Source organism: Gorillibacterium sp. CAU 1737 (genome assembly GCF_039888655.1).
Lineage (GTDB): Bacteria > Bacillota > Bacilli > Paenibacillales > NBRC-103111 > Gorillibacterium.
The window spans coordinates 67,298-91,195 of record NZ_JBDQQO010000004.1; the positions used below are offsets into that span (position 1 = coordinate 67,298).

The 23,898-nt window shown below is 50.2% G+C and carries 24 protein-coding genes; 20 read left to right on the forward strand and 4 right to left on the reverse strand.

All coding sequences use genetic code 11. From position 1 onward, the window contains the following. Window positions 1-324: 324 nt before the first annotated feature. The 3 genes from AAFN83_RS10065 to AAFN83_RS10075 are packed head-to-tail and all read left to right on the forward strand — an operon-like array spanning window position 325 to window position 2,910. Complete coding sequence (locus tag AAFN83_RS10065; protein WP_347768872.1) at window positions 325-957, forward strand: hypothetical protein; 633 nt, start codon at window positions 325-327, stop codon at window positions 955-957. Window positions 958-959: 2 nt separating this feature from the next. Continuing rightward, the gene (locus AAFN83_RS10070) at window positions 960-2,177 is read left to right on the forward strand and encodes a 7-cyano-7-deazaguanine synthase (RefSeq protein WP_347768873.1); all 1,218 of its coding nucleotides are present in this window, start codon (window positions 960-962) and stop codon (window positions 2,175-2,177) included. Next, complete coding sequence (locus AAFN83_RS10075; protein WP_347768874.1) at window positions 2,164-2,910, forward strand: TatD family hydrolase; 747 nt, start codon at window positions 2,164-2,166, stop codon at window positions 2,908-2,910. The genes AAFN83_RS10070 and AAFN83_RS10075 overlap by 14 nt, the downstream gene beginning before the upstream one ends. 41 nt (window positions 2,911-2,951) lie before the next feature. Here the strand turns inward: AAFN83_RS10075 and AAFN83_RS10080 are convergent, their stop codons facing one another. Then, window positions 2,952-3,167 (reverse strand): helix-turn-helix domain-containing protein, encoded by a 216-nt coding sequence (locus AAFN83_RS10080; RefSeq protein ID WP_481810499.1) that lies wholly within the window; start codon window positions 3,165-3,167, stop codon window positions 2,952-2,954. A gap of 173 nt (window positions 3,168-3,340) precedes the next feature. On the opposite strand from AAFN83_RS10080, the gene AAFN83_RS10085 reads away from it, so the two are divergent. The 12 genes from AAFN83_RS10085 (at window position 3,341) to AAFN83_RS10140 (ending at window position 16,449) form a co-directional block, all read left to right on the forward strand. Then, window positions 3,341-3,637 (forward strand): hypothetical protein, encoded by a 297-nt coding sequence (locus AAFN83_RS10085; protein WP_347768876.1) that lies wholly within the window; start codon window positions 3,341-3,343, stop codon window positions 3,635-3,637. Window positions 3,638-3,764: 127 nt separating this feature from the next. Then, window positions 3,765-4,559, forward strand: a complete 795-nt coding sequence (locus tag AAFN83_RS10090) for a Nif3-like dinuclear metal center hexameric protein (RefSeq protein ID WP_347768877.1) — start codon at window positions 3,765-3,767, stop codon at window positions 4,557-4,559. A 99-nt stretch (window positions 4,560-4,658) separates the two neighbouring features. Further along, window positions 4,659-5,216 carry a hypothetical protein gene (locus tag AAFN83_RS10095; protein ID WP_347768878.1) on the forward strand — a complete coding sequence of 186 codons (558 nt, stop codon included), beginning with the start codon at window positions 4,659-4,661 and terminating at the stop codon, window positions 5,214-5,216. Between the two features lie 43 nt (window positions 5,217-5,259). Further along, window positions 5,260-5,691, forward strand: a complete 432-nt coding sequence (locus AAFN83_RS10100; protein WP_347768879.1) for an Imm26 family immunity protein — start codon at window positions 5,260-5,262, stop codon at window positions 5,689-5,691. 186 nt (window positions 5,692-5,877) lie between these two features. After that, window positions 5,878-6,717: a GNAT family N-acetyltransferase gene (locus AAFN83_RS10105; RefSeq protein ID WP_347768880.1), complete on the forward strand. Its 840-nt coding sequence runs from the start codon at window positions 5,878-5,880 to the stop codon at window positions 6,715-6,717. A 43-nt stretch (window positions 6,718-6,760) separates the two neighbouring features. Next, window positions 6,761-7,798, forward strand: coding sequence for a phosphotransferase enzyme family protein (locus AAFN83_RS10110; RefSeq protein ID WP_347768881.1), 1,038 nt, complete (start codon window positions 6,761-6,763; stop codon window positions 7,796-7,798). A 45-nt stretch (window positions 7,799-7,843) separates the two neighbouring features. After that, on the forward strand, window positions 7,844-9,175 hold the full coding sequence (locus tag AAFN83_RS10115; protein WP_347768882.1) for a serine hydrolase domain-containing protein: 1,332 nt from the start codon (window positions 7,844-7,846) through the stop codon (window positions 9,173-9,175). A 355-nt stretch (window positions 9,176-9,530) separates the two neighbouring features. Next, complete coding sequence (locus AAFN83_RS10120) at window positions 9,531-13,097, forward strand: AAA family ATPase (protein WP_347768883.1); 3,567 nt, start codon at window positions 9,531-9,533, stop codon at window positions 13,095-13,097. 2 nt (window positions 13,098-13,099) lie between these two features. Continuing rightward, window positions 13,100-13,552, forward strand: coding sequence for a hypothetical protein (locus tag AAFN83_RS10125; protein WP_347768884.1), 453 nt, complete (start codon window positions 13,100-13,102; stop codon window positions 13,550-13,552). After that, the gene (locus AAFN83_RS10130; protein ID WP_347768885.1) at window positions 13,540-14,166 is read left to right on the forward strand and encodes a hypothetical protein; all 627 of its coding nucleotides are present in this window, start codon (window positions 13,540-13,542) and stop codon (window positions 14,164-14,166) included. The genes AAFN83_RS10125 and AAFN83_RS10130 overlap by 13 nt, the downstream gene beginning before the upstream one ends. A gap of 79 nt (window positions 14,167-14,245) precedes the next feature. Continuing rightward, window positions 14,246-15,595, forward strand: a complete 1,350-nt coding sequence (locus AAFN83_RS10135; protein ID WP_347768886.1) for a helix-turn-helix domain-containing protein — start codon at window positions 14,246-14,248, stop codon at window positions 15,593-15,595. A gap of 26 nt (window positions 15,596-15,621) precedes the next feature. Then, entirely contained in the window at window positions 15,622-16,449 is an 828-nt protein-coding gene (locus AAFN83_RS10140; RefSeq protein WP_347768887.1) for a hypothetical protein, read from the forward strand. A gap of 82 nt (window positions 16,450-16,531) precedes the next feature. Here AAFN83_RS10140 and AAFN83_RS10145 read toward each other — a convergent pair whose 3' ends face one another. After that, window positions 16,532-16,771, reverse strand: coding sequence for a hypothetical protein (locus AAFN83_RS10145; protein WP_347768888.1), 240 nt, complete (start codon window positions 16,769-16,771; stop codon window positions 16,532-16,534). A 158-nt stretch (window positions 16,772-16,929) separates the two neighbouring features. On the opposite strand from AAFN83_RS10145, the gene AAFN83_RS10150 reads away from it, so the two are divergent. Genes AAFN83_RS10150 through AAFN83_RS10160 form a run of 3 tightly spaced genes read left to right on the forward strand, consistent with a single transcriptional unit; the run spans window position 16,930 to window position 19,380 of the window. After that, window positions 16,930-17,883: an alpha/beta hydrolase fold domain-containing protein gene (locus AAFN83_RS10150; protein ID WP_347768889.1), complete on the forward strand. Its 954-nt coding sequence runs from the start codon at window positions 16,930-16,932 to the stop codon at window positions 17,881-17,883. Further along, entirely contained in the window at window positions 17,880-18,341 is a 462-nt protein-coding gene (locus AAFN83_RS10155; protein WP_347768890.1) for a DUF3237 family protein, read from the forward strand. Before AAFN83_RS10150 ends, AAFN83_RS10155 begins: the two co-directional genes overlap by 4 nt. A gap of 19 nt (window positions 18,342-18,360) precedes the next feature. Beyond that, window positions 18,361-19,380, forward strand: a complete 1,020-nt coding sequence (locus tag AAFN83_RS10160; protein WP_347768891.1) for a phosphotransferase — start codon at window positions 18,361-18,363, stop codon at window positions 19,378-19,380. Window positions 19,381-19,417: 37 nt separating this feature from the next. Here the strand turns inward: AAFN83_RS10160 and AAFN83_RS10165 are convergent, their stop codons facing one another. Continuing rightward, window positions 19,418-20,608, reverse strand: coding sequence for a hypothetical protein (locus AAFN83_RS10165; RefSeq protein WP_347768892.1), 1,191 nt, complete (start codon window positions 20,606-20,608; stop codon window positions 19,418-19,420). Between the two features lie 251 nt (window positions 20,609-20,859). On the opposite strand from AAFN83_RS10165, the gene AAFN83_RS10170 reads away from it, so the two are divergent. Together AAFN83_RS10170 and AAFN83_RS10175 are read left to right on the forward strand one after the other, a co-directional pair. Continuing rightward, window positions 20,860-21,714 (forward strand): AraC family transcriptional regulator, encoded by an 855-nt coding sequence (locus AAFN83_RS10170; protein WP_347768893.1) that lies wholly within the window; start codon window positions 20,860-20,862, stop codon window positions 21,712-21,714. A 103-nt stretch (window positions 21,715-21,817) separates the two neighbouring features. Beyond that, window positions 21,818-22,699: an AraC family transcriptional regulator gene (locus tag AAFN83_RS10175; protein WP_347768894.1), complete on the forward strand. Its 882-nt coding sequence runs from the start codon at window positions 21,818-21,820 to the stop codon at window positions 22,697-22,699. Window positions 22,700-22,752: 53 nt separating this feature from the next. Here AAFN83_RS10175 and AAFN83_RS10180 read toward each other — a convergent pair whose 3' ends face one another. Further along, window positions 22,753-23,793 carry a DUF4037 domain-containing protein gene (locus AAFN83_RS10180; protein ID WP_347768895.1) on the reverse strand — a complete coding sequence of 347 codons (1,041 nt, stop codon included), beginning with the start codon at window positions 23,791-23,793 and terminating at the stop codon, window positions 22,753-22,755. Window positions 23,794-23,898 lie beyond the last annotated feature (105 nt).

Genomic DNA, 23,898 nt, shown 5'->3' on the forward strand with positions numbered 1-23,898 from the left:
AGTGATCTATAACTTATCGCAAGGATAGTGTAGGTTATTTCTATACATTTTACAAATATTGATATTAGTAAACTTGACCTTACAGACAGCGAGGTGAGTTTTATCATATGGCGGGGGAAATTTTGTAAATGGATTGCTTTGCCAATTTTAGGTCTCTTGGCATCCGATACGGATGTCTTTTTACTTGCCAAAACAGACGGAGTCTTTCTGAAATGGTTGATTAAAATTCTATGAATAGTCTTTGAATACAGAGTAAGACAATACTCTAGTTCGGAAAATAGTGGTAGAATTGTAGAAAAGCTAAAATCAAGGAGAGAATTTCTTATGGGTACATCCAAAAGGAAATCATCTGAGAAAATCAAAAAGCTATTATTAGAAGGAGATCGCCAAGATATTCAAAAAGTTATTCCACAGGTAACTTCGGAGGTTCTTACCAATAAACGAATTACTAAAGAATTAGAAAAAGATCAGCTGAGAGTATTGATAAAAACAGCGGTTGGAAGTATCGGTGGTCTTCGAGCAGGTGGCTTTGGAGGGTTTATCTATGAGGAAGTACTGGGAGATCCTTTAACCCTAACTCAATGTATTGAAAAGATTTTAGAACTAGCAGAGGGCGAATTTGAGGGTGAGTTCTCTGAACTTTTATTACAAGCATTTAGAATGGCTTTGGCATGGACTATTAATGAGGAAAAAGAGATCAATCAATTTTTGATCGAATTTTGCTCTAACTTAATTTTCCTTATCGTTCAAGAAGAAGCCATCGAAGCTATCAGTGACATATATATTGAAGTGAGCCATGAACAAATTAATGGGTTAATAAAAAGACAAGCAAAGAGAATTGTAAACGAAGAGCTGGCAGCCACAATTAATGAATATATGCAGCAGAGATTGTCGTTAAAAGAGCTAGTTTCTACAATCGTTGAACGTGCAGAAAAAGTAGAGTTCGGGGAGTTTTAATAATGGCATATGACTTTATTGGAGTTTTCCATGCCCAACCATACGAAATTCTATTAGGTGACGTTATAACTCATAGTTTTGAAACAGATTTCGATTGTAGATTGCTAGACCTTGTTGATGTCATGGCTACTATTTTCTGTAACGATATAACCACTGAACGAATAATTAACCAACGTCGAAAATTTGATATTGTAGTGCCCGTTGCTAATCCGGATATATGGGAAGAAGCTAGAGAAACTTTAAAAGAATTGCTGTTGTTTGTAAGCAAAGATCATTTAAATATTAAATTTACAAAGCAAGATAAACGGTTGATAATCAACAATTTGCCATTACGCTTTGGAGGTTTCCATAATGTGTCATTGCTCTCAGGGGGCTTGGATTCATTTTGTGGTGCATATCGAAATATTGAGTCAGGGTTGAAAAGTATCTACTGTGGATACAAATTGAATACGTTTGAGCAAGGAAAACAAGATAGTATTAAAGAGTTTGTCACAAGAAGACATACTGATTCACTATTATACTTTTTTAAAAAGCTGGATATCGAGAAAAAGGAGCCCACACAAGCAACACGATCTTTGCTTTTTTTAACACTAGCAAGCGTAGTAGCTTATGCAAATAATGTGGAAAATGTTTATATATACGAAAACGGTATACTGTCCCTGAATCCTGTGAAAAACGGTCGTTTCACTACAAAAACTACACATCCTAGAACTATAATGTTATATAATAGATTGCTTTCCATTTTGGAAATAAAGATAAAGGTATGGAATCCTTTTCAGTTTGAAACAAAGGGACAAATCCTTGCTAGACTTAGCAAGGATTTTAAGAATAAGATTGTTGATACACATACTTGTTCAATGTCGCGCCAAAATCGTTATATTCATGAGAAGAAGAAGCAGTGCGGATTTTGCGTTCCCTGTATTTTGCGAAAGATTTCATTAGCTTCGTACGACAATGAAAAATATGATGTTGAATACGAAGTAAGTTATGAGGGTAAGCTAAGGCATATCAGCGATAATTACCAAATTTCGGAGTATAAATCATCAGTTGAGTATTTCAAAGCATTTAAAGCAGATATTGACTCAGGAGATATTTATCACTTACTTGGTTTAAAAGAAGGATACTATAAAGAGATTGACTTCCTTCAAAAAACTGATCAAATGCTTCGGGAATTCAGTAAAGAAGTTGAAAGGTATTTGAGAAAGTATGACATATATTGACTTTCACGTGCATATTGATCATTATCCCAAACCTGTGGAGATAGCAAATCAATATGAAAAGAATAAGATATATGCGCTGTTTGTTACCAATTTGCCAGAGCTATTTGAGAAACACTCGATTAGCTTTAAAAACTATAAATATGTTAGGCTAGCCATTGGATATCATCCTGAATTGACAGGAGAGTTTCCTTTCAAAAGAGATCTGTTTGATAGGTTAGTGGGTTCAACAAATTACATTGGTGAAGTTGGAATAGACTTATCCCGAGGAAACAAGTTCACTAAGAATGAGCAATTAGATAACTTCTCTTTTATTACTCAAGAAAAATATAACAAGGGGAAAATTTATTCAATCCATTCGAAAGATGCTGAGGATGAGGTTATTGAGATTTTAATACAAAATAAAGTGGAGCAAGCGGTCTTCCATTGGTATTCTGGAAAGGTTTCTACACTTGAGAAGATAGTAAATAATAACTATATGTTTTCAGTAAACTACGGTATGAAAAAATCAAAAAAAGGACAAAGAGTATTAAGTCAAATTCCTAATGATTTACTACTTTTTGAAACGGACGGGCCATTTGTTAGGTTTAACAGCCAATTAACAACTCCGTTGCTGATTCCTGAAATCTATAGCCTCTTTGAGAATGAATATACTAACTTCAAAGAAACTGTGATGAAGAACTTTAAACGGATGCTGATTATGAGAGAACTAGAAGATCTCAAACACTCAAAATGATCATCATCGCCGCCAAAAATCTGAAGGAGGAGTTGTCGAAGTTACTCAAACCTCCTCCGGTCCTTCCACTCCTCAATCTCACGAGGATCAACATCCAAAATCTCGCAGATATGCAGGGCGATGTTCACCGTCGGAGAAGTAATTCCATGTTCGATGTTTTGATAATGCTTCAGCGATATATTTACAGTGCGACTGACCTGCTCCTGGGTCAGTCCTTTTTGCGTTCGAGCTTCGCTTAACTTTTTCAAGGGAAACACATCCTTTCTGTGCTCCCTTTATCGTAGGCAATTGGTGAAAAATCATCCTCGAAGTATACTTGGCGAATTATAGTGCACATTGTATAATGGGAAACAATTACATAATCAAGTTCAGCATGAGAAGTTCAGATATACAATCCCAACAAAACACCCATTACAAGGAGGAAACCCGCATGACACGGACCTATGACGTGTACGAAAAGCTGGTGGACGAGGAAGACGAGCTGCTGGCGAGGATCAAGCTGTGCGAAGGCTGCCAATGGTCGGTCTTGGAGTATGTCAGTCGGCAGGGGGAGCTGGGGAAAGCGATCGGGGAGGAGATCGTCACGAACATTCATCAGATCGAGCAGGACCTGCGGACCGAGCTGCTGCATCTGCGCCTGGAGAAGGGCTTCCTGGCGGAAGCGATGAAGACAGAAGACCCCCGTATCCTGGATGAACATGAGACAGAAAGTGGGGTTGATCATTAAGCAGGGCATCGACATCCTCTGGAGAAAGCAGGATTGACTCGCCCCATGTAGAAAGGGAATAGTAACAGGATAATCAAGTTGCCCATGTACATAAATAACGCAAACTACGAAAATGGAGGTTTCACAGATGACCATTACGGTCCAGAATGTGATCGATCGCCTAATTGAACCCGTTGGCCCTTTCGAAGAGACGGTTGATCGATTGAAGAGCGGGCGCCTCGATGCAGAAGTTCGCAAAGTGGCGGTTGTCTTCATGGCGACGTATGCCGTCATTCAGCAAGCGGTGGAATCGGATGTCGATCTGATCATCACGCATGAGCCGACTTACTATACCCACTCGGATGAAGGGGGATGGCTACCCGGGGGTACCGTCTATGAGCGGAAGCGGAAGCTCATCGAGGAGTCGGGAATTTCGATCTTTCGCCTGCACGATTATATCCATAGCTACAAGCCGGACGGGATTCAGATCGGCATGCTCAAGAAGCTGGAATGGGAAGCCTACGCCAATCCAGAGGATTTGGGTCTCCTTACGCTGCCCCTTGATGAGCAGCACACCGTCCGTACCCTGGTGACTCATCTGAAAAACAAGCTCGGTGTCGACAGCATGACGGTGGTCGGGGATCTGGACATGCCCGTTCGGCAGTTCGGACTGCTGCCCGGTGCGGCTGGCGGGCCTTGGCATATCCAATACTTCGAGAGCCGAAACCTGGATCTCTTAATCGTTGGCGAGACGAATGAGTGGGAGACGAACGAGTATGTAAGAGATGCCGTGGATATGGGACTTCCCAAGGCATTGATTATCACAGGACACCAGAGCAGCGAGGAGGCCGGGATGCTGACCGTGGTGGAGCTGCTGCAGGAAGCATTCCCCGAGCTTCAAGTGGACTTTATCGTGAGCCCTCCCGCTACAAAGAGAGTGTAAGGACTTATCGACGAATATTCCGTCTCCTCGATCCCATGGGCCGCCTATATGGCGGCCTATCTGATTTTGGGTAAAGGAATGGAATAAGGGGGGACGGGCTTGAAGTATCTCAAGGACATCCAGGAGCCGGGAATGGGGACCTGGTATTTTGAAATCGACGATGACGGTGTTGCTCATCGGCAGTTGGTCTATCAGGAGGACGGCTCATGCCTCCCCTCGAATCGGAAGCACGCGTTCCATCCCTTCATGCTGGCCGAACATCCGTTGGATGTGCAGGAACCTTATTACCACGTAATAAGTCAGGCGGAATTCGAGGAGCTTTGGCACGAGCAGCTGCAACACGGGATCGAAGACTGGTATCGAACCAAGCGGCTGTTTCCTGTCGGGACGCAAGTGGAAGGGGAGATCGAAGCCTTTTTCCCACAAGGGACGCTGATTGCCTTACGAGCACCTCAGGCCATAGGGATAACCGACACATCCGCCTTGAAATCCAAAACCTCTACGGAATGGATGTACCCCCGCTATCGAGTGACCGCCGAAGTGTCGGGCTATGATGAGGTCAATCAGTGGGTCGTGCTTACCGAAGCCGAAGGGATAGGAAGCCCGTATGAAGAAGCGGAACCACGTGGAACGAAGCGAAAGGAAAAGGGGAGTTGAACCCTTCGTTGCTTCGTGATATGGGACCGTAAGGAGGAGGCTTATGAGAACGGGATTTCGCGAAGGCGATATCTTCATCATTCCCATGAACGATGGGCGATCTGCCGTATGCCAGGTGGTGTGCGCGCTGAAGGGCCGTTTCAAAAAGGCGTTTTCGTTCGGTGTCATTCGCTTGACGTCGGATGAAACCGATTTGAGCGATGGCGACTTTCTTCAGTATCGGTTTGGAAACCGGCAAAGCAGCGTCATCTTCACCTCGCCGGAAAAGCTGCAGAACGGAACGTGGAGGGTAGTAGGAAACATTCCCTTGACTCCCGAGAAGGAGGAGCGACAGGTATTCCAGTGCGCGGGGCATTTGTACCGTGGAGACGAGTACATTCGGAACCTTACTCCAGATGAATATGCCTCGTTCGAAACGTTAGGCGTGGCTGGCTACGAGCTGGTACAGATGCATCTGATAAAGATGGAGCCGTGACCATTGGCGGAGGGAAAGAGAGAGTCAAGCCGACAACGTGCCCCGGTAGTCAGCCGGTGCGCGTTGTTTTCGTTTTGCTTGCACGGGAGCTGGAGGGCTGCAAATTATTATAAGTGTTTTCTACATACTGCTTGCCTGCAAATACTGGTAAACTACTTGTATATTTGTGCTAAAGGTAGGGGAATTATGAAGGGAACGATCGAGAGTGAAGTATGCCGGTTTGTTTCGTTGATATCTACGGACGCGGCGAATTATGTACAGAGCGGCTTTGCCAATCATGCGGTAACCCTGGTTCACTATGAAGATTCACCTCGTAGCCAGGGGGCTTTTTGTGTGGTGGAGAATGAGGATTGCATCATCGCGTATGCCGTCTTTTCTAGGTATCACCATGACGAAGCCCTGATCACGCTTATGGCGAACAGCCTGCAACGGCATTTAAGTCCAAGTGAAACAAGGGAAGTATGCTTTAACGTATATGGGCGGAATACGGAAATCATTCAGCTGGCCCAAAGCCTTGGGTTCGCGACCGATATGGAGGGCTTTCATCTTCAGTACGATTTCGCGAAGGAAGTGGAGCTGCCGGAGATCACTCCGCTTGTGGAAAAGGGCTTTTCCCCCGACAGGCTGGAGGAATTCCTTCACCTCTTCGACAAAGCCTATTACCCGTTGAAGGTCGAAAACGGTTGGAGCACCGAACCATCACCAAAAGATCAATTCTTACAGTCCATGCTTAGTTACGCAGCGGATGATCGGGTGAGGTCTTTTTGGATCGAGGATACCTTGATTGGGGCCTACGTGATAGCGGGTGAGTATATTCGAGATTTTGTTATCCTACCAGACTATCAGAATCAAGGGTATGGAAGCCGGATGCTGAACCATTGCATTCATCGAATGGCAAACACCATGGGGATGAAAAGGATATTCCTGCGTGTGGCCAAATCAAATAGCGGGGCCAAACGATTCTACGAACGAAATCATTTTGTAGAGCGGTCTCATTTCGCGGAGCATACCTTCGTTTCAAAGTAATATCGAACAAATCGATTGTAAGAAAGGGCCGTCCTGCGAAGGAATGGCCTTACGTAATGGAGGGATTAGATTGAATCAACTATTTCCGCTCGAAGTATCGGTACTCTCTTCCGATGCTCTGAGTACGCATCTTTCAAACGAATACTTTTCTCGTACTCAGCTAAAATGCCGATTGTTTTCCAGGGGGTTGCATGACGTCTATAAAATATGGGCAGGCGATCAAACGTACTTCTACAAGGTCTACCGTCAAGGCGTTCGAAGCAAGGCAGAAATTCAATCGGAGCTTGATTTGCTTCTCCATCTGAAGGCAGCCGACCTTGCTGTGAATCTACCCGTTGGGAAACACGATGGTACATATATTTCGGAATTTCATACTGCGAACGGAGTAAGATATGGCGTGCTGTATACGTCAGTCGGGATGCGCGAGTTCAGCCATATCGAAGAAACGCCTGAGTCGAACGAGAAATTGGGCGCCTACATCGCTTCTGTTCATACCGCCTGGGATCGTTGTGATGCTGCCCTAAATCGATGGGACTTGGATGCAAGCACCTTCCTTGACCGCTCTCTGGAAGCCGCGCGGCAATTCTCCGAGGTTCACGACTTTGATCTGGACTTCCTGGAAGAGGTTGGGAAGCAGGTAAAGAACAAGTTGAAAGGGCTTCCAACCGAAACGCCTCAATTTGGCATCTGCCACGGCGACTTCTATAGCGGCAATGTGCGGGTTGATGCGGAGCATAACCCCATCTTGATTGATTTTGACTTTTGCGGGAAGGGGTGGCGCGCCTATGATATCTCCATGTACGCCTATCCCTTTGGCATGGGAAGTGACGTAGCCAATTTCCCGCAAAGGGAACGTCGGAAAGAACAGTTCCTGAATGGCTACAACAAGGTGAGGGCCATGAGCGAAGCGGAGGTTGACTCCATCGCGCTCTTTATCCCGTTTAGACGGATCTTCAATATTGGCACATTGTACATCACGTATCTGACCAATACATGGGGACATTCTACCGTGACCTGGAATGTCGACAGTGATGTGGACATGCTCAAAAAGTGGGTCGATTTGAACCCTATCTTTTCATAGTGGCCTCATCATAGATTCATGAACAGAGAGCTGGGGAGGTTGAGCATGGTGAACGATCAGAATGTAGAGCGTTCGTTACATAAAATGCTGCAAGAGTACATAGAAAACGAACCGTTTACAGGGTTAGCTGTCGGAATAGTGAAGGACAACAAGATTCTGTTTACCGGTGAATATGGGGTTTCCCATGTAGGTACAGGTGATCCTATTACAAGCAGCACCTTATTTCACCAAGCTTCGGTCTCGAAGACCTTCGTTGCTACGGCCATCATGCAATTGGTTGAGCAAGGAGAAATAGATTTGGATTCGCCGGTAACCGAGTATCTTCCGTATTTTGCGATGGAGGACGAGCGGTTTCGTGAGCTTACCGTAAGGCAGCTTATGAACCATACCTCCGGTATGCCGGATGAAGAAGATTACGCATGGGACCGACCTGAGTACGACGAGCAAAGCCTGGAAAGATACGTAAAAGGAATCAGTCGGCACAAGCTGCTTAGCCAGCCGGGGGAAACGTTTGCCTATAGCAACATCGGATACGAAATTTTGGGTGATGTGATTGCAAAGGTTAGCAGAATGAGCTTCGAAGAATACATGACGAAGAATATTCTTGGGCCTATTGGAATGCAGTCAAGTTCGTTTCTGAAGCAGGAGATCGAAGCCCACCTTGCCACTCCCCATGTGCTGGGAACTTCCAATGGGTATGGTGGGGAGATCAGTAGTGTTTTTCCCTACAACAGGGCTCATGGCCCCAGCTCCACCCTGTATACCAATGCGGAAGATATGTGCCGCTATATGCTGACGCATCTAAACCGGGGTATGGCGGGGAACGGGTACCCCTTACTGCAGTCAAACAGTTATCTTGAAATGTGGAAACCGCATGCGCTAACGGGATACGGGGAAGATCATGCACAGGTTGGACTGGGATGGTTTCTTGGAGAATACAAGGGGGCCCGCATCCTTTCCCACTCAGGCTGGGATACCGGCTTTTTGAGCAATCTGATCCTCCTTCCTGATGAAGACATCGCGATATCCATTATGACCAATTGCGACTACGTGTGGCTGGGAAGTGTGTACTATCCGATCCTTGATCGATTGCTTGGATTGGACGTTTCCCATATCAAGCGATCCATTGCTCATACGATTGCAGCCGTGGCTGTGTCTGGTGGAGTAGAGAAAGCGATGGTGGAGTATGACCGGATCAATAGGGTGAGCCAAGATGATTACTATTTGATGGAGTTTGAATTCATGCGAATCACCGAAGCATTACTATGGGGCGGGCATAAGGACGAGGCTGTCCGTATTCTGACCTGTGCCTCTGAAATCCTGCCGGAAAGCGGCTCAATTTCTAGCAGATTACTGGAATACGAGGCAATGGCGTAACGGTTTTTCCTGCCAAGAAGGGGTAGATTTGTCGAGCGAGGATCAATACTAACCTGTTTGCCGAGTCTTCTGGATCGCGGATGATCGCCGAAGCGGAGAGACAGGGGAAAGAGCTCGGGTGTACCTTTGCCCATACGTGCACCTTTTCCTATCAGGCTCCAGAGTTTTATCAATGTAGGCTGTCAATAAAGGTACATCGCTCATGGAGTGATGTACCTTTGCTTTATTTCGTCAAACAAAACCAATCCAATGTCTGGTAAAATATTGAGACAAACATCCATATATCGACAAAATAGGCTTCTCCTTTTCGTCTTATCTGTAAGATGCTTTCCAACGAAATACACTATGGGATGGAGTGGCGCGTTTGAAGTGGCTCCGAATTCTTTTTCCGGAAGTTCAGTTGCTGGATTTTATTCAACAGAAGGGCTTTATTCAGACAAAAAGTAGCAGACTGAAGAAGACCTCATCCACTGGTTCGATGGGTCTGCCTGCGAACCACTCTTCGCTCGCCCCGTCCGTCGGATTTTCAGCGGCTGTTCCCTCGGCGTTGAATCCCGCATCCGGAGAAGCGATGAAGGAGGTCTTCCAGGATGTTAAGCGCGGTGTAAAGTCAGCAACCCTGCAGCAGACCGCTGGCCGGATCGATCCCCTTTTCAGTGAAGTTCTCCAGAGCTTAAAGAATCGAATTCATGACCAAAGTGAGTTTCTGGATCAACTTATTATTCCCTACAAGAAAGCCATTCTGGAGCAGGATAACACGAAGGTTCAGTCCACGATTCTCCTCTCTGGCTTGCCGGGAACCGGAAAGAAGAGCTCCTTGGCCATGCTGATCGCCCTCTTGTATGACAAACGATTGATCGGCTACAAGGATGTGTGTCTCATCGACCTGGAGCGATACACCCCGCAAGAAATTCGAACGAACTTCCTTACGGATTTGTCCGCTGCCTTTGCCGACGGATGGGGTACCGTATGTTTTACAGGGGTTGAACGGGCAGACTCGGACTATATCTCCTTCTTGACGCAGTTATTTGAAGAGGGATGGTTCCGAACGCCTGAAGGGCAGACGGTCAACGCGATCAATTACCATCTGATCATCTTGTATGACCAGCAGTTGGATGTTACCGTGCTGCCTCCAGCTCTATTGAAGCATATTGAATATTTTGCTCAGACTGAAGCCCTGTCCATGGATACATTAGGGGTCGTGGCTCAGGAACAGTGGGCCAAGTATGCCCCTCGGCTCCAGCAGCAAACAGGGGTGTCCGTCATACCCGATGAGAGGTTTTTTCATGAGCTGGCACAGCGCGGTATGGACTCAAAAGCTTTTGGCCAGGACATGGAAGAGGGGGTAGAGAACTCGATCTATGGCTGTATTTTGGACCTGCGAGCACGGGGCGTTATCGAGAAGGGAGACACCTTTGTTCTCTCGGAAGAGAATCACTTGTTTGTTCTCGTGAGCGGGAATGAAAAGGTTGTTCTTATGGGAAAACAGACGGCACATAAAGAAACCATTGAGGACGTATTGGCTGAACTTACCCAACTTACGGGACTTGGGTCTGTGAAGACAGCCATCCACGAATTGATCGAGACGGTACATGCGGGGACCAAGCGGAGACTCGTTGGCCAAAAAACGGCACCGATGGCCCTTCATATGATATTTTCCGGCAACCCCGGAACAGGGAAAACAACCGTTGCACGCTTGATAGCGCGGATCTTTACATCTCTTGGGCTTTTGTCTGAGGGCCAACTGATCGAAGTCACCCGACAGGATCTAGTCGGTCAATATGTCGGTTCAACAGCGCCCAAAACAATGCAGAAACTAAAAGAAGCCATTGGCGGGGTATTGTTTATCGATGAAGCCTATACCCTTTCTCGGGGAAATGATCCGTTTGGTCAAGAAGCACTCGACACGCTTGTAAAAGGCATGGAAGACAATCGCGGCAATCTTGTTGTCGTTGTTGCCGGTTATACAAAAGAGATGGAGGAGTTCATTCGGTCAAATCCGGGATTTAAATCACGGTTTCCGTTCGTTCTCGATTTCGAAGACTACACCCCGGCAGAACTGCTCTCCATTCTCCAGGGGATTTGTAAGCAAAATGACTTTTCGCTTGACCCCCATACAATTGAACCGCTCATGGCCCTGTTTGAAAAAAGGCAAATTCCCGGCAAGAACGATAGCGGGAATGGCCGGCTGGTGCGCAATCTATTTGAGCAGGCGGTTCGCAAGCAGTCTTCCCGATTAAACAGCGGCTTGGCGGAAGATGGGGAATGGAGGATTTTACGAAGCCCCGATTTCGGTCTTGATGAGAAGAAGCCTTTTGATTTGGAGGAGCGACTCCTTCCTATTGTAGGTGTTGAGCCGCCCAAAGTGCTGCTGCGGGATCTGAAAACACAGCTTGAAGCGGATCTTCTTCGCAAAGTAGCCGGCGTAAAGGTGGACACGTCTCAAAGCCTCAACATGATTTTCCTCGGAAATCCGGGAACGGGGAAAACAACCTTTGCCCGGGTTGCGGCAGACATGCTGAAAGCGATGGGTATTCTTAAACAAGGGCAATTCATAGAGGTAGATCGTTCCGCATTAGTATCGGAGTATGTAGGAAAGACAGCTCCAAAAACAACTCAAGTGGTGGAGTCGGCACTTGGAGGCGTCCTGTTTATTGACGAGGCCTACAGCCTGATTGACCATGCAGGCCCCGGAAAAGAAGCGATCGATACCTTGGTTCGGTTAATTGAGCTTCATAAGGATAATCTGGTCGTCATCTTGGCCGGCTACACAGAAGAAATGAAAGACTTTATGAGGACGAATCCCGGCCTTGCGTCACGGTTCCCAAACGTAATCGAATTCCCGGACTATAACGGGCATGAGCTTTTGAAAATAACGGAAATTTTGGCAAAGCAAAAGGGCTTCTCCCTAAACCCGGCTGTTGGGCCGAGACTCGCGGATTGGTTTGAACACACACAAGTAGCGGGCAAGCGGGATAACGGAAATGGGCGGCTTGCGCGAAACGTGTTGGAGAAAGCCATTCGGAATCAGTCTGTACGCATCGTAGAGCAGGCCGTAAAAAATGAAGAGCAGATGACTACCCTCTTATGTGAAGATTTTGAGCTTGAAGAGGGCAGCAAGCAGCATGCCTCTGCATTAGGGGAACTGGAATCGATTGTTGGTCTGTCTGCGGTCAAAGCCTTTGTGACAAGTCTGTTTGCGCAAATCAATATTACTCAGCAGCGGAAGTCCCTCGGCCTCCCCGTCCAGGAGGGTCAAACGCTCCATATGATCTTTAAGGGCAACCCGGGTACAGGCAAGACAACGGTGGCCAGATTGATTGCGAAGCAGCTTAAGGAGCTCGGAATACTAAAAAGAGATACGGTCATCGAAGTAGACCGGTCCGGCCTTGTGGCGGGCTATGTAGGCCAGACCGCCCTAAAGGTGAAGCAAGTGGTGGAGGATGCGCTGGGCGGCGTACTCTTCATTGACGAGGCGTATGCACTCGCTCAAGGGGGAGAGACCGACTTTGGCCGCGAGGCCATCGACACCTTGGTCAAAGCCATGGACGATTACCGGGATCGGCTCATCGTGATTCTCGCCGGGTATGACGAGGACATGGAGAGCTTCCTGGAGGTGAACCCGGGGCTGCGATCGCGATTCCCGAATGTTCTTCAATTCGAAGACTATTCTCCTGACGAGCTTATGCAGATAGCGCACGGGATGCTGCAGACTTTGGGTTATCGCCCAAGCAGAGAGGCGTTGGAGATCATGACGAGCAAGTTTCATGAAGTTTCGGGCCGACGAGATGCTGGAAACGGGCGGTTTGTGCGGAATTATTGTGAACGGGCTATACGTAACCAGGCCCTGCGTCTATCGAATTCCCGGGAGCTGAGTGTTGAGGTGCTAACGACTTTACTTCCGGAAGACTTGGAGGAGTAACGATGGGTAGAATAATAGGCTTCCTGGTTTCGATTCCTCTGTTTGCTTTGTACCCGTTTGTGGCGTTATTCGTTCTCATTGCCCCCGTCATGTGCCTCGTGGATGAATGGCGTATGATCTCTAGCGGAGCACCTCTGGTGATCATGCCTTTGGCGATAACCGGCCTGTTCGGGCTCTACTTGTTTATGACGGTGAGGTGGAACCGCATGAGGGTTCTCTATGAGAAGGTACCCGTGTTACTGCCCACACTCCAGATCGCCTATGTCATGCTAGTCGTCACGAACGTGGGGGAAGTCGTCCTTCGGGCGTGGGCTGACGAGGAGGCCCTCCCCAAGTCGGTTGCGATTCTTCTCGCGGTCCTCCTATTGGTGCTGGGGCGGGCTTACCTATCGTACTGGTACGCGAAGTATCCCATTAGTTCCAAGGTAAGGAGAGAAGGGCTATGGAAAAGGTAAACCGTAGATTATCAGGTGATGGGAGTAACAACCGAGCGGATGAGCAGGATGACGTGGCGGAACGTTATGAGGACGCCGCCGGTCTCTTCGATGCCGGAAATCCAGAGAGACCTCCCCGCCAAGAGATCGTTCCAGGAGAGAGCAGGCTTCGTCTCGGGATTGGGCTGCTGGCTGCAATGGCACTTGTGGCAGGCTTGTTCGTGCTTGATCCGAAGCCTGCTCCACTCGACCATCAAGTGAACAATCGGACGCTTGCGGGCGACACCCCTCTCGTGGGGGAGGAGCAGCAGGTGACGCTAAAACCGCGTGATTTTGCAGTAGAAGGCCTGAGTTCGGGAGGACAAGCGAGAATGCTGCTTTGGAACCTGAAAGAGAAGAGGGGGGATGTCGTGACGGTGCTGGTCGATGGGCAGCCGATTCACGCCGCCTTTGTACTGGGCACAAATCCAGTTGCTTTTTCAGTTCCCGTTCCAAGTGTTGTCACGATTCGGGGGGATGAGAGCCCAAACGGTATAGTTCCGTACGGAGTGAAGTTTCCCAATAACAAAATGGTGATCTATAACGTGGTGACCCAAGGAAGCATGAATCAATATACGCTCGTTCCCCTTCCCTAATGAATGAAACTCAAGAAGAACGGTCGAGAACACCCTTCCCCCCGAATGCTATTCTTCAGAGGAAAGGAGGTTCATCCCCATGGAATCAGCAAGAAGCATTCAAGCCGTCCTCGATTACATCGAGGATCAGATCGAGGAGCCGGTGGACAGCGATGGTTTGGCGGAGCGGGCGGCCTTTTCCAAGTCGCAATTCTTCAAGTGGTTCACCCATTACACCGGGCAGACGCCGATGAACTACGTCATGCGTCGGAAGCTGCATGTGGCGTCCCGGCGCCTGCTGGGAGCGGAGGAGAGCATCGTCGAGCTGGCTTACCGCTACGGGTTCGAATCGCATGAAGGATTCAGCCGAGCCTTCAAGCGCACTTACGGCGTGACGCCCCAGAGCTACCGCAAGCGCGGCTACACGTTCCAGGAGATGAGGAAGGCCTCCATTCGAGATGGATTCGAAAGGGGAGACCGAAGGGTGGACGTGCAGGTGGTAAACAAGCCGACCTTGTATCTGCTCGGAATCGAGCGGTTTATCGGGATGGGAGAAGGACAGAGGAGCTTCACGCAAGTATGGGATGAGTATTTCCAGGGTTGGGAGCGTCTCTTTGGACAGGTGAGCAACCGGGTGCGACCGGAGGAAGAGGAAGACGTAGCGCTCAGCCTGAATGATGCGGACGGCACGCTCCGGTATTTCGTCGGCTTCGAGGTGGAGGGGCTGGAGCAGGTGCCGGAGGGAGCCGTCGGGATCGAGATTCCGCCGCTGCTCTATGCGAAGGCCACCCACAAGGGGCCGATTGCGGAGACGCTGGGGGAAACGATCAGGTACGTGTATGGGGAGTGGTTCGAGAGCCAGACGTTTCTGACCGCTCACTTGCCCGATACGCCCTTTGCCGTGATGGAGGTGTATGACCAGCGCAGCACCGTCACCCCGCCGGAGATGGACATCTTCATTCCGATCCGGCGGCCGACCGAGAATCGGATCATCGAATTGCCCTCCCGCGAAGCGGTCCATTACCGCGCCGTAGGCGATGACCTCGGGAAGCTGAAATATGAGGCGATGGATGCCATACTGAATTGGGTGGAGCGAAACGGCTTGGCGAATGGGCCGCAGGTGAAGCTGGGCGTCCGGTACGGGGAGACGGAGGAGCAGGAGTCGTTCTGCGAGGTGTCCTTCGATCTTACCGATGTGCCGACAGGCTGGGCCGAGACGGAGAAGGTCAAGAGGAAGACGTACAGCGGCGGGACCTATGCGGTGTCTCCGGGGGTTCATCACTTTCTGGAGAAGGACTGGCGGGCTTTCATCCGCTGGATCGAACAGAAGAGCGACTACCGTCCCTGCTGGGAAGGCTTCGAGGAGTTTCACATCCAGGACGGCCGGGTGGGCTTCTACACGGAGCTGCGCTTTTATCAGTTGGTCGAGCGGAAACCGAGCAGCGTGTGATTCAGGCCAGGAAGGTTGCTGCCATTATGAGAATTGTGGATACCTATAACGAAATACAAGCTGCCTTTTTACAGAAGGAATGGAGCCTGTCTCGCTGGAGAGAATACGCAGATTCCATTTCCACTTCGGTTAGAGAAAAAGTAGAAGATGATGCAAAAGACTATGATTTTGCTAGTCAGGTTGCCCCCGTTATTCAGTCTGCTCTTTCTAATCGATCAAAATTAGAGGAAACACACGAATCCTTTCTACTGGCCACGCAGCAACTTAACGATCGATTTTTCAACGTTTTTCAATGCGAGGTTGAGGTCGATATTGTCCTGTATTTAGGCCTATGCAACGGCGCGGGGTGGGCTACTTCTATAGACGGAAGAATGACGGTCCTGCTGGGCATGGAGAAAATCATAGAGCTAGACTGGTGTGATGCGCGGAGTATGGCATCCCTCCTCTATCACGAAGTAACCCATATCTGGCACGATGCTGTCAGGAATGAATGCCTGAACATCGATAGACAAAGCGATAAATCCATATGGCAGCTGTACCGGGAAGGGGTTGCCATGTATGGGGAGCAGCTGCTTTGCAACGATCTTTCTTACTATCATCAAGATGATGGGGAATGGCTAAGCTGGTGCATCAAGAACAAAGATGCTCTATTTCAGGAGTACAGGCGTAGGGTTGAAGAGAATGAAAGCACGCAGGATTTCTTTGGCGATTGGTGTACCTATCAAGGGCATTCCGATGTTGGCTATTACCTTGGCTGTGAGTTTATAAAGCACCTCCTGCCTAAGTATTCCCTAACGGAGATAGCGAAGTTAACGATTGATGCGCTTACGAAAGAATGGAGCGATTACGAATAAGCCTGAAGTACACCGCTCATGGGGCGGTGTACTTCCTTGCGCTGTGAATCGGTTGATCGAAGTTAGCAAGGGGAAGGCCCAATCAGCCTACCCCGTCACTTTCGAGCAAGGAATAGAAGTCGTCGCGGTCATCATTATTGAAGGTGCCCAGCGTCCGTACCTTCACATATTCATGCCCGCCGTACAGGTCGATCTCCTCGCCATGCTGATTGAAGAGCGCGATAAGGTGACCCTCTGCATTCAACTCCATGTACCCGTTGGCATTCGCCTCAGGCTCTCCTCCATAGAAGAGCGTGTATCGGATCTTGATTACTCGGTGCATGCGGACCCTCCTTTCGAATTGGCTTTGATGTTATACAGCATTCCCTATATAATGTCAACTCGTCGCTCCTGACTGTTGATTGCGCTTACATTGCAGCGTTAGAATGAAGTTGTAGGGGGAGACCCCGGCTGTTGATTATATTCAAGGAGTGGGTTCAAATGGATCACAAAGCCGCGGAGCGAGCCGCAGTTGAAGCACCAGAAGGAACTCAGATTCTCTATGGAGAGTTTGCGGAAAGAGGAGCGTACTACTCCTGTACCTACCATCCGGACGTTGTCTATGCCAAGTATGGCGATGTCGAGAGAAGGCTTCAAATTATCCAGCCCTGCCGCAGTGATTATCGGTTCCCGCTGGTTATCTTTGTCCAAGGCTCGGCCTGGAGAAAACAGAACTTGTACGCGGCGATCCCCAACCTCTCCCACGTGGCGGCGAAGGGCTATGTCATTGCCAGCGTGGAGATTCGGGACACGGATATCGCTCCTTTTCCCGCGGCGCTGGAGGATGTAAAATGCGCGATTCGCTACATGCGTGCGCATGCAGAGGAGTATGGCGTTGATCCGCGAAGGGTGGCGGTGTGGGGGGATTCCTCAGGCGGGCACCTGGCGCTGATGACCGGGCTCACCATGGGCGATTACGCCAACGACCTGTACCCGGACCAGTCGGATGAGGTGAGTGCCGTTGTCGATTATTACGGAGTGGCCGACCTGCTGACCTTGGGACGGTATAACGACATCCTGGATCACGATGCCGCCGATTCACCGGAGGGCTTGTTTATCGGAGGCCCGGTGCCGGAGCATGTGGAGCTGGCGAAGAAGGCCAGCCCGCTTCATCAGGAGCTGGACAAGCCGCTTCCGCCGTTTCTTCTCATCCATGGGGATCGGGATACCGTCGTCCATGTCAACCAGAGCATCGAGATGTACAAGGCGCTCAAAGCCCATGAGCAGAGAGTGCTGTTCTATAAGGTTGTTGGCGCGGATCATGGGATCGGGATTTGGAATCCTCAGGTGTTGGACATTACGGAAAAGTTTTTGTCGGCCTGCCTTCAACGGCCGTTTCTGAATGCGCCCCCGGTGCAGCATGAGCTTGACCAGGAAGTGAGTACGAATCCATGAGGGAGGAACGCTTCACGCAAGAACGGGGAGGAACCGCGATGGAGTGGGAAGAAGCCTTGACGGTTCACGTCACCATCGGGCATACGTCCGAGCTTCGGAATTCTGACGGTGATTCGGTCGTCATGATTTCCTTTGGCGGCCGGGCGACCGGGAAGTATTTCGAAGGTGACGTGCTGGAGAGCGGAGTCGATACGCAGATCATCGGGGCGTCGGGCGGGCACCACAGCCTGTCGGCCCGGTATATGCTTCGGGGACAGGACTACACTGGACAGGACTGTGAGCTGTATATCGAAAACAACGGGAGAGTTCCCAGGCATTCAGAGGGACCGTTGTTTCGGACGACTCCCAGGGTGATCACGAATAGCCGGGCTCTGTCTTTCCTGAACGACGCTCTTCTGGCCGGGGAAGGCATCCCAACCGAGTCTGGAGTCGATATCAAAATTTATCGGGCTTTGTGAACGGAGGAGAGCAATCGTCATGAAGGATATTGCAAGCGAGCTTCAAACCTTGTGCCACGCTCTTCGACTGGGCGAACTCATCGGGGAGCCAGAGGCGGTCTCAGGAGGCCTTATCCATAAGCTGTATGCCATTACAACCTCCAAAGGAAAATACGCCGTGAAGGTGCTAAATCCTCAAATCATGGAGAGACCGACGGCAAAGCAAAACGTTATCCGTTCCGAACAAATAGCCAGCAGGGCGGCCGATGTGGTTTCAGCCCTCCCCGCGATAAGGGTGGAGGGCCGGTTCCTTCATGAAGGGAATAACGCGTTCTACCTCGTGTTCGATTGGGTGGACGGGATCAGTCTGAAACCGAGTGAGGTTACGGTAAGGCATTGCGAAGAAATGGGCGCGCTTTTGGCTGATCTTCATCAGACGGACTTTTCTGGGTTGGCCATGGACAAGGAAGAGGCCTCACAGGAATCGACAATCGACTGGACGTTCTATCTGCAAAGAGGCCGGGAGGCCCGTTTCGTTTGGGTAACCCAGCTGCAGGATGCCATGGAGAAGTTGTATGAATGGAACGCGCTGGCGAATCATTCCGCAAGCTTGCTTGAGGCAGATCGAGTGTTCAGTCACCGTGATCTAGAGCCCAAGAACGTCATGTGGACCGCGGATGGCCCCGTTATCATCGACTGGGAGTCCGCCGGCTCAATCCATCCCCTGCAGGATCTGACGGAGACTGCCTTTTACTGGTCGCGGGAGGATGGCGGGACGATCGACAAGGACAGGTTCCTGGCATTCCTTCAAGGATACCAACGGAAAATCGGCCCTTTGGCGGCCGATTGGAATGTGGTCCTGGCAACCGGATTTCGTGGCCGATTGGCTTGGCTTGAGTACAGCTTGAACCGGTCTCTATTTATCGAATGCTCAGATGCAGAAGAACAGCAGCTGGGAACGGAGCAAGTGATCGGGACCTTGTACGATCTTATAGGGTATGCAGCTAGAAGCGCCGAGCTGGAGACGTGGCTGAATGAGCTTCAACGAAGTACTCATTGAAAAAGACCGCCTGCGGGCGGTCTTTTTGCTGGGACACTTACTGAAACTTCAGAGAGGTAAACAGGAGAGTATCCGCTCGGGCCGGGCGGGTTTCCCCCGCATAACGCAGCGTTACCATAACGATCCGTTCTCCGCCAGCAACAATCCCCTCGTAATACTCGCTTGTTTCACCGGAGGAGGAAGTCGTCGTCTTATTGACGAATCCATACTCCCCGAACAGAGACGAGTATTCAAAATCATACTTGTCATCATCATAGTCGGAGAAGGCGAGATGGTCCGAGTTGGCCTTAGCCTTGATTTCAATCGTGAACGAGTCCCCCAAGAGGTCATTCTCCCGGGCTTCTCTCGTGATGTTCATTTCATTGTCCAATTCAAGCTTGCCGGTAACGGCTGTACAGCCATCGTAAAGGAAGCGGACCACCTTATCCTCGTATTGCGTTTCTACGCTGCATTGCGCCTCGTTTCGCTCATTCTGTTCCTGCTCCTGTTGGGCTTGCTCAAGCTTCTTTTGCTCCTCCTCTTGCTCGGCCTGGAGGCTTGCATCGAGCGCGGCTTGTGCGGCCTCTTCCTGCTTCTGTTTCTCCAGCTCCTTGTCCTGCTCGGCAAGCCGGGTCTTGATTTGCGACAGGTAGGGGTCAAGTTGGTCCTTGGCCACCCACAGGTGCTTATTCTCTAAGGCTTTGGGCAGCTCCGTATAGACGGATACGACCTTGATGCCTTCCTTGGCCACCCGTTCGACGAAAATCTGGAAGGCTGCTTCTGCGGGATCGTTAAGAAGATAGATGCCTTTGTCGATTGTTTCCGGCTTGATATGAACATCAATGTTACCCAAGGATTCGTCGAAGGAATAAGTGAAGTCCTCCAACTGGTACCCGTACAGGTAGTTGATGAGAGGCTTCACTTGCTCGGAATAAAACGCGTCGATGGTTCGCCATTCGGAATCACCGTAATGGGTCGCGTCCAGAATGGTAGAGGATAAGTTCTGGGTTAGCCCCTTGCCCTTGAGATAGTCCCAGAAGGCGGTGTACTCTTCGATATGGGTAAGGTCTTTGTCATTTTCCTGGTTGTAGGCGAGAATGTCGCCAAGGAACGCTTTGGCCACGGTGATGCTTTCCGTCTCCCCGACGACCGTTCGTTTCACGTCTTTGGGGTCCTTTTTCGAACAACCCGTTATCATCACTACCAAAATGATCAATCCGCAGAAAAGGAAATAGCTTGTTTTCCTCATGTTTGCCCTCCATGGTGATAGAACGAATTCGCTTCCTCGAAGAACGTCGTTCTCTTTGCCTTCGATGGAAGTCTTCTTTCCACGATTCGACAATCAACGAGCATTTCCTGTTTCCTTAAGAAAACAGTCTGCGAGCTGGATGGTATACTGGAAGCAAAATCATGGATGAGCAAGCTAGCACTTTCGTGCACCGATTGCACGGCAGGAGAGAGCGCAAACCCTTATCGTAGGAGGAGAAAGGAGGAGAGGGAATGGATTGGGTTTCAAGAATGAATGCGGCGATCGACTATATCGAGGACCACCTGACCGAGGACATCGCATACCCCGAGGTAGCCAAAGCAGCCTGCTGCTCGGCGTATCATTTTCAGCGCATGTTCTCTTTTCTCACGGATGTCTCCTTGTCCGAGTACATTCGGCGGCGGCGGCTCACCTTGGCGGCCTTCGATCTTCAGGGCAGCGAAGAGAAGGTCATCGACGTGGCCCTCCGGTACGGGTACGAATCGCCTGAGGCGTTTGCGCGGGCTTTCCTAAATCTTCACGGGGTCACCCCGAGTGCCGCACGCAAAGCCGGAACGAGCCTGAAAACCTTCCCCCGCCTGTCCTTTCAACTCTCGATTAAAGGGGTTGTGGAAATGAACTACCGGATGGAAGAAGTTGGATCGTTTCATGTAGTCGGCATCAAGCACAGCGTCAAGACGGAAAAGGCCTTCGAACAGGTGCCGGAGCTGTGGCGCAGAGCAGGGGAGACGGGTGTGTTTGAGCGGCTTTTGGAGGTCCGTAAGGCAGATCACAAGATTAGTGGAATTCTGGGCATTTGTGCGAATGGAGAGTTTGGGGAGAAGGAAGAGTTCGACTACATCCTCGCGGTTACCTCCGAATCATCTCCCCCGGAGGGGCTGGTGAAGCTGGACTTCCCGGAGGCGACCTGGGCGGTGTTCGATGCCCCGGGAGCTCCCGATGCGCTTCAGGAGATCTGGAGGCGGCTCTACACCGAGTGGGTCCCGGCCTCCTCCTATGAGCTCGCTCCATGGCCCGCCATCGAATGCTACCTGCCGGTGGAGGAGAACCGGAATGAGCTCTGGGTACCGGTGATCCGCAAGCAGTAGAGAACAGCGTGACGAGGAACGTTCGGACAAATCAGAGCACGCACGCACAGGAAGGCACAAATCCGTTCCTTTACACTTAGGATCAGAAAGGAGATGAGAACGAGTGGAGACGCTTGAGTTGTTACGAAAGGCCATTGATTACGTGGAAGATCACCTCCAGGAGACGATTGAGATAGAGGATATCGCGCGAACCGCCATGTCCTCGAAGTATCATTTTCAGAGGCTGTTTCACGCTTTGATGGGGTTCACTGTGACCGAATACATTCGGAATCGCCGACTTACGCTCGCCGCAGAGGAACTGGCTGGTACGGACCGGAAGGTCATCGATATCGCCCTCGCCTATGGATATGAGAGCCCGGAGGCATTCGCCAAAGCCTTCCAGCGGATGCATGGGGTAACCCCGCTTGCCGCGAGAAGGATGAATGTGCCACTCAAAGCGTTTCCCCGCATCTCCTTTCAAATTCAGATTAAAGGGGGAACGGAAATGAATTATCGTTTGGTGGAGGAAAAGGCTTCAACCGCAGTAGGAAAGGCGGTCGTCATCAAGAAAGATCCGTTTACAGAGGTCGCGGCCTTCGTAGAGGAGATCTGGAAGGACGGCACGCACGATCGGATTAACGAGACGGTGAATCGGCCGGCTGGCTCGCTGTTGAACGGGTACTTCTTCGACTTTGCCGAGGATGGCACGAGGCACTATCTGATGGGAACGGAACTGCCGGAGGGGACCGAAGTGCCGGCAGACTTCACGACCCTTCAGGTTCCTCAGCAAGCCTATGCGGTGTTTGAAGGACGTGAGACGTTCCCGGAGGATGTGGAGATCGGCTTGGGCATTCAGGAGGTATGGAAGCGGATCTATTCCGAGTGGTTCCCCTCCTCCCAGTTCGAACAGGTGGAAGGGCCTTCGATGGAGAAGTATCGTTGGGTGAATGAGCAGCAATCGGAGGCAGCATTTGAGGTATGGATTCCGGTTACGAGAAAAGCATGAGGATGGAAGACAGCCCCCTCCGCCGTTCAAGCGGAAGGGGCTGTTTGCTACACCTAGACGATCATGTCCCCGATTCCGGTTCTTTCGATGTCGGACTTCATCGTATACAGTGATTTAAACTTCGTGTAGTGATCGGCCCAGATTAAGATGTCCTCACTCGTCACGAATTGATCAACCGCCCCGGATAGCTCCATCTGCTTCAGCTCCTCCGGGAGGGAGTCCAGCAAAGCTGTTTCCAGGTTTCGATAGGAATAGGATTGCATCCCTCTTGCGTAAGCGGGAGGAGGCAGAAGCGTAATCGGTTCGGTTAAGCCCAACCGGTTGTGTTCGTGGATGATTTGGTGAAGAACGTCCTCAATCAGCTCAACAGCTCTTGGAACATGCCTCTCCCATAAAGCTTCTTCAAGAAGCTTGCTCAACTGGTCGGCCGCGGGGCTAATCCCGGAGAGCTCCCGTGAGATCCACTTATAGGTGCCGGGACGGTACCGTCGGTGGTAGAGAAAGATGAGGTGCACGGCCTTCTCGACGATCCGGTTGATGGCCATTCGGGCGGATAAGGATTCGCCCCTCTGATCCGCAAGCTTGGCCACCGAGAGAAGGCCGAAGCCACCCCAGGCCTCCTTCAGCTTGAATCGCCAGATCTCATCGGGTAGGTAGGCTAGAGTTTGACGCACCTGCGAGATGTCGCCAACGGGATCGGTAAAAATCCTCCCTCGTGTCCACTCCATTAGTTTCTGCTCCGGAATGACAAGCCAGTCCAAGGTGGAAGGAGGGAAGGCATGTACCCCCAACTGAATCCGCATATGCCGGTGAACCGTGGTGATGGCGACATGGTGCAGATTGACAGTGCCGTTGTAGGGAATGAGAACCTCTTGATTGTCATCCAATGAAAACCGAACAGGATATCCTTTGAAGGAAAACGGCAACTCCTCATAAAGCGCTTCATTCAGGGGAGCGGCGTACTCCTCATAATCGGACTCCTGCAGCCAAAGATGGCAGCGGGCTCCCCACTCGTGATCCCGCGAAAGTGCATCATCGTGGCCAAGAACATCGGAGCCATAGCCGATCAGTCCTGCCGCATGTCGTTCCAGCAAGGAAGGAAACCGCCTCTCGATGATGGGCCGAACAAGCTCCCAATAAAAAGCCTCACTACCGTCTAGTCCCTTCATAAACAAGCTAACCCCATTCGGTGATGGATG

Excerpts from the sequence above, each read along its gene's own strand:
- AAFN83_RS10065 (WP_347768872.1), top strand. The coding sequence starts at position 325 with ATGGGTACATCCAAAAGGAAATCATCTGAGAAAATCAAAAAGCTATTA.
- AAFN83_RS10070 (WP_347768873.1), top strand. The coding sequence starts at position 960 with ATGGCATATGACTTTATTGGAGTTTTCCATGCCCAACCATACGAAATT.
- AAFN83_RS10075 (WP_347768874.1), top strand. The coding sequence starts at position 2,164 with ATGACATATATTGACTTTCACGTGCATATTGATCATTATCCCAAACCT.
- AAFN83_RS10085 (WP_347768876.1), top strand. The coding sequence starts at position 3,341 with ATGACACGGACCTATGACGTGTACGAAAAGCTGGTGGACGAGGAAGAC.
- AAFN83_RS10090 (WP_347768877.1), top strand. The coding sequence starts at position 3,765 with ATGACCATTACGGTCCAGAATGTGATCGATCGCCTAATTGAACCCGTT.
- AAFN83_RS10100 (WP_347768879.1), top strand. The coding sequence starts at position 5,260 with ATGAGAACGGGATTTCGCGAAGGCGATATCTTCATCATTCCCATGAAC.
- AAFN83_RS10105 (WP_347768880.1), top strand. The coding sequence starts at position 5,878 with ATGAAGGGAACGATCGAGAGTGAAGTATGCCGGTTTGTTTCGTTGATA.
- AAFN83_RS10110 (WP_347768881.1), top strand. The coding sequence starts at position 6,761 with ATGGCCTTACGTAATGGAGGGATTAGATTGAATCAACTATTTCCGCTC.
- AAFN83_RS10115 (WP_347768882.1), top strand. The coding sequence starts at position 7,844 with ATGGTGAACGATCAGAATGTAGAGCGTTCGTTACATAAAATGCTGCAA.
- AAFN83_RS10125 (WP_347768884.1), top strand. The coding sequence starts at position 13,100 with ATGGGTAGAATAATAGGCTTCCTGGTTTCGATTCCTCTGTTTGCTTTG.
- AAFN83_RS10130 (WP_347768885.1), top strand. The coding sequence starts at position 13,540 with ATGGAAAAGGTAAACCGTAGATTATCAGGTGATGGGAGTAACAACCGA.
- AAFN83_RS10135 (WP_347768886.1), top strand. The coding sequence starts at position 14,246 with ATGGAATCAGCAAGAAGCATTCAAGCCGTCCTCGATTACATCGAGGAT.
- AAFN83_RS10140 (WP_347768887.1), top strand. The coding sequence starts at position 15,622 with ATGAGAATTGTGGATACCTATAACGAAATACAAGCTGCCTTTTTACAG.
- AAFN83_RS10145 (WP_347768888.1), bottom strand. The coding sequence starts at position 16,771 with ATGCACCGAGTAATCAAGATCCGATACACGCTCTTCTATGGAGGAGAG.
- AAFN83_RS10150 (WP_347768889.1), top strand. The coding sequence starts at position 16,930 with ATGGATCACAAAGCCGCGGAGCGAGCCGCAGTTGAAGCACCAGAAGGA.
- AAFN83_RS10155 (WP_347768890.1), top strand. The coding sequence starts at position 17,880 with ATGAGGGAGGAACGCTTCACGCAAGAACGGGGAGGAACCGCGATGGAG.
- AAFN83_RS10160 (WP_347768891.1), top strand. The coding sequence starts at position 18,361 with ATGAAGGATATTGCAAGCGAGCTTCAAACCTTGTGCCACGCTCTTCGA.
- AAFN83_RS10165 (WP_347768892.1), bottom strand. The coding sequence starts at position 20,608 with ATGAGGAAAACAAGCTATTTCCTTTTCTGCGGATTGATCATTTTGGTA.
- AAFN83_RS10170 (WP_347768893.1), top strand. The coding sequence starts at position 20,860 with ATGGATTGGGTTTCAAGAATGAATGCGGCGATCGACTATATCGAGGAC.